7 protein-coding genes are annotated in these 6,711 nt (G+C 33.8%); 6 read left to right on the top strand and 1 reads right to left on the bottom strand.

Annotated elements, in window-relative coordinates; all coding sequences use genetic code 11:
* Nucleotides 1-438: 438 nt before the first annotated feature.
* The 3 genes from BFA01S_RS20355 (at nt 439) to BFA01S_RS20345 (ending at nt 3,005) form a co-directional block, all read left to right on the top strand.
* On the top strand, nt 439-1,545 hold the full coding sequence (locus BFA01S_RS20355; RefSeq protein WP_066235267.1) for an HD-GYP domain-containing protein: 1,107 nt from the start codon (nt 439-441) through the stop codon (nt 1,543-1,545).
* Nucleotides 1,546-1,829: 284 nt separating this feature from the next.
* Entirely contained in the window at nt 1,830-2,474 is a 645-nt protein-coding gene (gene bluB / locus BFA01S_RS20350; RefSeq protein WP_066235265.1) for a 5,6-dimethylbenzimidazole synthase, read from the top strand.
* A gap of 117 nt (nt 2,475-2,591) precedes the next feature.
* A complete protein-coding gene (locus BFA01S_RS20345) occupies nt 2,592-3,005 on the top strand; it encodes a GNAT family N-acetyltransferase (RefSeq protein ID WP_066235264.1) in 414 nt (137 codons plus the stop codon).
* 22 nt (nt 3,006-3,027) lie between these two features.
* Here the strand turns inward: BFA01S_RS20345 and BFA01S_RS20340 are convergent, their stop codons facing one another.
* Nucleotides 3,028-4,215 (bottom strand): DHH family phosphoesterase, encoded by a 1,188-nt coding sequence (locus BFA01S_RS20340; RefSeq protein WP_066235262.1) that lies wholly within the window; start codon nt 4,213-4,215, stop codon nt 3,028-3,030.
* Between the two features lie 255 nt (nt 4,216-4,470).
* On the opposite strand from BFA01S_RS20340, the gene BFA01S_RS20335 reads away from it, so the two are divergent.
* The 3 genes from BFA01S_RS20335 (at nt 4,471) to BFA01S_RS20325 (ending at nt 6,670) form a co-directional block, all read left to right on the top strand.
* On the top strand, nt 4,471-4,758 hold the full coding sequence (locus BFA01S_RS20335; protein ID WP_066235260.1) for a DUF1450 domain-containing protein: 288 nt from the start codon (nt 4,471-4,473) through the stop codon (nt 4,756-4,758).
* 59 nt (nt 4,759-4,817) lie between these two features.
* On the top strand, nt 4,818-5,777 hold the full coding sequence (gene trhO / locus BFA01S_RS20330) for an oxygen-dependent tRNA uridine(34) hydroxylase TrhO (protein ID WP_066235257.1): 960 nt from the start codon (nt 4,818-4,820) through the stop codon (nt 5,775-5,777).
* A 254-nt stretch (nt 5,778-6,031) separates the two neighbouring features.
* Entirely contained in the window at nt 6,032-6,670 is a 639-nt protein-coding gene (locus BFA01S_RS20325) for an FMN-dependent NADH-azoreductase (protein WP_066235255.1), read from the top strand.
* The last annotated feature ends 41 nt before the right edge of the window (nt 6,671-6,711 follow it).

Genomic DNA, 6,711 nt, shown 5'->3' with positions numbered 1-6,711 from the left:
CACTGATAGAAGTTTCACTTTATAACATAATTGATTCCCGTGTAAAAAAATCATGAAAATACATATACTAAAGAAAACTCGAATAAATATTAAAATTAATTACTAAATTTTACTTTCTCGACCTTTTTCTACTAGAAATTTTTATAAAATGATAGTGCTTTTAACATTATTATAGTATTATTTATCTAATCAACAGGAAGACAAATAATTATGTATAGCTGCATCTTCATCGGAAAAAAGTTTTGTAAATTAGTTCTAATTATATTTATTACTATATGTCTTATTTGCAAACGCAGCTATTTCAAAAGAAATAGCTTTTTATTATTTTTCAATTATTAAATTTATTTATAGATGAAATAAAGATATGTACAAAAGGGGATATATTATAGTCTTTTTGATTTACAGTGAGCGGATGTAAGAACAGGAGAGAAGGAGCCTATGCGTTTAATAACATTACATAGATGCCGTCCAGGAACGAAGTTAGGGAAAGCAATTTATAATGAGAACGGAAAAGTTCTTTTGGCAAAAGGGGCAGAACTAACAGATCGTTTAATAGAGAGATTAAAACAATTGAATATTTTCACTGTATATATAGAAGATGATGCATCTGAAGGAATTGATGTTGTTGAAGCGATACCTGTGGAACTGCGCAATGAAGTGTCAAATGTCATAATCGAAAGTTTAAACACCATTTCTGAATTAAATGGCAATAAACTGAATATCCAGGGTATGGTAAAGTCTGAGAAGGCGATTCAAAACTTCCAAAAAATATTTAAAAATATTTTAAACTGCCTAACAGAAAACAGGACGGCTTTAAATTTATTAGCAACAACAAAAATCTATGAAAATCATGTGTATACACATAGTTTAAACGTAACAATCTATGCGTGCCAGCTTGCGATTGAAAATGGTTTGCCAAATAAGCAGATTGAGGAAATAGGCTTAGGTGCAATGCTTCATGATTTAGGAAAGTTATATGTACAGCCGGAAATATTAAATAAACCTGGAAAGTTAACAGATGAAGAATTTGAAGAGATGAAAGCACATTCTGAATTAGGTTTTGAAATTTTAAAAAATATTCATGACATTCCTTTACCAGTAGCCCATTGTGCGTTCCAGCACCACGAACGAATCGATGGGAAAGGGTATCCAAGAGGGATTAAGGGAAATGAAATCCATCCTTATGCAAGAATACTTAGTGTTGCAGATGTATTCGATGCGGTTACGACCCATAGGGTGTATCGGCCTGGAATGCTTCCTCATCAGGGACTTGAACTTCTTTATTCCGGTTTCGGCACTCATTTTGAAAGTAAACAAGTTCAATTATTTAAAGAATGTATAGCAATCTATCCTGAAGGACTAACAGTGAAATTAAACGATGGGCGAACTGGAATCGTATCTAAATATCATTTTCACGCTGCCGGAAGACCAAAGATAAGAATTATAAGAGATGAAGAAAATCAGGAAGTAACACCTTATGAAATTGATCTGTCAGAGAAGGGTCATTTAACTGTTGGAATTGTTGAGGCGGATGCATTATTATAATGTTTATATGAAGGAAAGATACTTACAAAAAAGCTGTAAGTATCTTTCCTTTTATATTCATTTTAGAAAAATAACTATTCCTAATGTAAGTTCACTGAAAAGTTTTGTTCATAAGGATTATCATACTTTCATTAATTATATTAAGTGTTTCAGCATATTTTATAATGAAAATTAAAACAAGCTCTGAAAAGTAAGAGGAAAGCAGAGTATAATCTCGAAAATATAAGTAGTTTAGTAATATATTTGGTAGAATTTAATGAAGAATAATGGATGGAGGGGTTATTATGTTTACAAAAGAAGAAATGGACGCAGTATATAAAGCTATTTATACGAGGAGAGATGTACGAAGTTTTCTTCCTAACCCGGTTCCACAGGAGAGCATCGATAAAATTGTTCAAGCCGGCCACAATGCTCCTTCAGTAGGTTTTATGCAACCTTGGAACTTTATTATGATTACTTCCAAAGATGTGAAAGAGCAATTAGCGTGGGCTGCTGATAAAGAGAGAAGAGCGCTTGCGATTCATTATGAAGGGGAAAAAGAGAGCAAATTCCTAAGCCTTAAAGTGGAAGGATTAAAAGAAGCTCCAATAACAATTTGTGTCACATGTGACCCGACAAGAGGCGGTTCCCATGTATTAGGGCGAAACTCGATTCCCGAAACAGATGTCCTTTCGACAGCCTGTGCTATTCAAAATATGTGGCTTGCTGCAACAGCTGAAGGATTAGCACTTGGATGGGTAAGCTTTTATAAAAAAGCAGATATTCGTGATATTTTAGAAATTCCGCCTCATATTGATCCGATTGCACTTCTATCAATTGGCTATACAGATAAATATCCGGATAAACCATTATTGGAATTAGCCGACTGGGAGAAAAGAAGAGCGCTTGATGATCTTATCTTTCAAAATAAATGGGGCGAGAAAAAATAGTTTAATATACTCGAAATGTGGATATTTATTTAATATCCACATTTTTTTAACAAAGATATTGAATTATTATTCAAAATGATGTATAAATATTAAATAATAATAATTGAGGTGAAAATCATGAGCTACTTAAAAACAGATAAGCTGCCAACCTTTGAACAATTCGCACATCTTCATGAGACAAGTGGATTAATAAAAAGCAAAAAGGGAAACTACTCGAGAGAACAATTATTCCAAGCTGCTAACAATAGCTGGTACCATATATCAATCTATGATCATACTAAACTTATTGCGTTTGGAAGAATGATATCAGACGGTGTTTATCAGGCACTTATTTGTGATGTCATGGTTGATCCTACGTATCAGAAGCAAGGTTTAGGGAAACAAGTAATTGAAGAACTTGTAATGAAATGCAAAGAGAGCGGCATTCAGTCTATCCAGCTTTTTTCTGCAAAAGGGAAACAGCAATTTTATAAAAAATTAGGCTTTGAAGAGAGAGAGCAGGACGCACCAGGCATGTCGCTTGTATTATAGAAAAGCTCAGTTGAAATAACATTCACTGAGCTTTTTGTTTCTTAATCCGATCCATCAAGTATTGAACAAACGCTTCATCTCTGACAAGGGGAGCTCTATAATTTCTTTTTATAAATTTTTCTCCTTCTTCAAAACTTTCAAATGTTTCTTCTATTTCTTTATGATTATGCTCTATTATCCAATGCCCGTTATTTCCTTCGTACAGAAAAAACGTTTCCCCGGCTCTGTTTTTATATAAACAGCCAAAAGCGGACCGTTTTACATTATAATGATTTTTTTTTGCATCCTGCTGCAACGGTTCTAAATGAAATGTTTCGGTGATGAACTGTTTATAAGCATCTTCTGTTAAAGAACATCCTGATGCTTTTGCATGTCCGCCTCCGCCAAACTGACTCGCTACTTCCGATACATCGACATGATCATGAATCGTCCGAAATCCTACACGTTTTCCGCCCATATTTAAGATTGCAATATAATCAAGATGAGGATATTCTTTTCCTAATTCATTTCCAAGTTCTGAGTGATATGATTCTGCATAAACAATACCGGCAAAATAATCTCCTGTTTCTGTTTGAACGAGTTCTTTTCTTTTCCGACGGATATACCGTTCTATTTTTTCATCTTCCATATCAAGTAATTTTCTCTCGAACTCATCAAAGTAGAAATGCTCGCTCGTTTGAAGACGATCCAACATTTTTTCTTCAAATTCTTCTATGGAGATGAGAAAAAAGAGAGCGTTCAGCCGTCTCGCTTCCTGATTATCATTCTTTTCCCATTCCCATGTATCATATTGGCGGACAAGCTCAACAAATTCGGTCACAACGTCAGTGGGATTTAAAAGTTCATGCTCGATAAGATAATGATAAAACAGGGAAGTAGCAGAAGTTAATTTTCCCTCATCATCTTCTACAACTACATGTCCCCACTCGTAATTATTAAATGAGAGTGCTGTTTTATGGTGGTCAATGAGCTGGACTTTTCCGCCTGCCTTATAAAAGGTCTCGAGTCTTTTTTCATTATCTTCATTGACAGACAGGTCGGTAATAAATAAAAATAAGTCTTTATCATCGTTCTCAAAAAACCATTCTACCTCCCGATCTAAGCCAGAGATAGAATTGTAATGAACCTTCACTTGCTTATCAAAGGCAAGTTTTGCTAGAATTCCACATCCAACACCATCAAGATCATTATGTGATAATAATTTATACATGTCTTTCACCTCAAAAAGTAGTATGATTCCAAAATAGGAAATTTATTGATGATTTCCTAAATTTACAATGGTTTATTTTAAAAAAGCTATAGATAAACCCCTTGAATTCATGATATATTTAAAATGAATTTTTTCAACTTTTTTATTTAAAAAGTTTTATTTTAATGCATATTTTTCCAATATCTGAATTTTACATCAATAGAACTATGATATAGTTATCTTTGAAAACTACGTTTATAAAGGATGCTATTATTTATGAATTTTTTAACAAAAATATTTTCTAAAAATAAAAAAATAAAGATAGATTTTTGTGAAAAAAACTTAGACCGTTTTCTTACTGATGAAAGTGCGTCACATTATCGTTCTTTCTTTTCTGAGAAGCATATTGCTTATAAAGAATATGAATGTCAGAGCAAATGTAAAGAATGTGTAAATTCACCGTATACGCTTGTTGATGGTGAGTTTATAAGCGCTGAAAATTCGGATCAATTATTGGAGAAACTAAAGCAGAAAGTTCAAAATTGCACTAGAAAAGATGTGTAAGGTAAACCTATATGCATTTGTATCTTGCAAATATAAATTTGGATAGGTGGGAAATAATAATGGAAAATGTAAAACCGTACAGAGTATTATTGTATTACATGTATGTACCGATTGAAAATCCGGAAGAATTTGCTGCAGAGCATTTAGAATTTTGTAAAAGTCTTGAATTAAAAGGACGTATTCTCGTTGCAGCAGAAGGAATAAACGGAACAGTGTCCGGAACGAGAGAACAGACAGAACAATATATGAAAACGATGAATGAAGACCCTCGTTTTGCAGAAATGGTATTTAAAATTGATGATTCTGATACACATGCTTTTAAAAAGATGCATGTTCGTCCTCGAAAAGAACTCGTTACGTTAAGATTAGAGGATGATGTTAATCCTAATGAACTTACTGGTAAATATTTAAGCCCGCAGGAGTTTTTCGAACAAATGCAGGAAGAAGATACAGTAGTAATCGATGCAAGAAATGACTATGAATTTGATATCGGTCATTTTAGAGGAGCGATCAGACCTGATATTACATCATTCCGTGAGCTTCCTGATTGGATCAGAGATAATAAAGAAAGCTTTGAAGGAAAGAAAATTTTAACTTATTGTACAGGTGGTATCCGCTGTGAGAAGTTCTCAGGATGGTTAAAGAAAGAAGGCTTTGAAGATGTGAGCCAGCTTCACGGAGGTATTGTAACATACGGAAAAGACCCGGAAGTAAAAGGGAAGCTATGGGACGGACAGTGCTATGTATTTGATGAGCGAATCAGCGTGCCGGTTAACCAGGTAGAACATGTTATCGTCGGAAAAGACTTTTTCACAGGCGAGCCATGTGAGCGTTATGTTAATTGTGCAAACCCGGAATGCAATGACCAAATTTTATGTTCCGAAGAAAATGAGCATAAATATTTACGAAGCTGCAGCCATGAATGCAGAGTGCATCCGAGAAACCGCTACGTAGTAGAGCATAATTTAACAGAAGAAGAAGTAGAAGAAAGATTAAAACAATTAGCAGAGCTAGTGTAAACACGATTAAAATTAGAAAAGAATTTTGTGAGAAGAAACAAATTGCAAACGATACAGCGAGAGTTTTCATACTCTTTAGCTGTATCGTTTATTTTTTGTTTATTTTTTATACTTTTCAGTTGAAAAAGTATAAAAAATAATTTAAAATCAAAAAGTATTTATTCCACTCTTAATTAAGAAACAACACTGTATGTTGAAATCATGATAACAGGAATAAGAATTTTGTTTTATCCGTATAAAGAAGGAGTTTTAATATGAACGTATTAGTAGTAAAAGCAAATAACCGTCCGGCTTCAGAAGGTGTATCAAGTAAAATGTATGAAACTTTCATGGAAAATCTTGAAGGTGTGAACGTAACGACTTACGATGTGTTTGCAGAAGATATGCCTTACTTCGGTCAAGATTTATTTAATGCTTTCGGCAAAATACAGTCAGGCGAAGAAATGACAGATGTAGAGAAACGTATTTTAGCTGCAAAACAAAAAGCAATGGATGCATTAACAGCAGCAGATGTAGTTGTATTTGCATTCCCATTATGGAACTTAACAATTCCTGCTAAATTACAAACATTTATTGACTATGTGTACCAAGCTGGTTTCACATTCAAATATGACGAGAATGGTCAATTAGTATCATTAATGACTGATAAAAAAGCGGTTATTTTAAGTGCACGCGGCGGCATTTATTCAACACCTGAGGCAGCACCAATGGAAATGGCAGTTAATTATATTAAAAATACTGTTAGCAGCATATTCGGTATGGAAATTATCGATGAAGTTGTTATCGAGGGGCATAATGCAATGCCTGATCGTGCAGCTGAAATTATAGAAAAAGGACTTGAGAAGGTAAAAGAAGCTGCTTTAAACTTAACAAATCAGCATGTTTCAAAATAAAGTGAAACGTCTATGAGTGGGGTTTTTCCTTATTTCCCACT

This window comes from Metabacillus fastidiosus NBRC 101226, from assembly GCF_001591625.1.
Taxonomy (GTDB): Bacteria; Bacillota; Bacilli; order Bacillales; family Bacillaceae; genus Metabacillus; species Metabacillus fastidiosus.
Note: the sequence above shows the minus strand (reverse complement) of the source record. Positions and strands in the feature narration are given on the sequence as shown.

Bases quoted from the DNA above. Each gene is read 5' to 3' on its own strand.
- BFA01S_RS20355 (WP_066235267.1), top strand. From the start codon at position 439: ATGCGTTTAATAACATTACATAGATGCCGTCCAGGAACGAAGTTAGGG.
- bluB (WP_066235265.1), top strand. From the start codon at position 1,830: ATGTTTACAAAAGAAGAAATGGACGCAGTATATAAAGCTATTTATACG.
- BFA01S_RS20345 (WP_066235264.1), top strand. From the start codon at position 2,592: ATGAGCTACTTAAAAACAGATAAGCTGCCAACCTTTGAACAATTCGCA.
- BFA01S_RS20340 (WP_066235262.1), bottom strand. From the start codon at position 4,215: ATGTATAAATTATTATCACATAATGATCTTGATGGTGTTGGATGTGGA.
- BFA01S_RS20335 (WP_066235260.1), top strand. From the start codon at position 4,471: ATGAATTTTTTAACAAAAATATTTTCTAAAAATAAAAAAATAAAGATA.
- trhO (WP_066235257.1), top strand. From the start codon at position 4,818: ATGGAAAATGTAAAACCGTACAGAGTATTATTGTATTACATGTATGTA.
- BFA01S_RS20325 (WP_066235255.1), top strand. From the start codon at position 6,032: ATGAACGTATTAGTAGTAAAAGCAAATAACCGTCCGGCTTCAGAAGGT.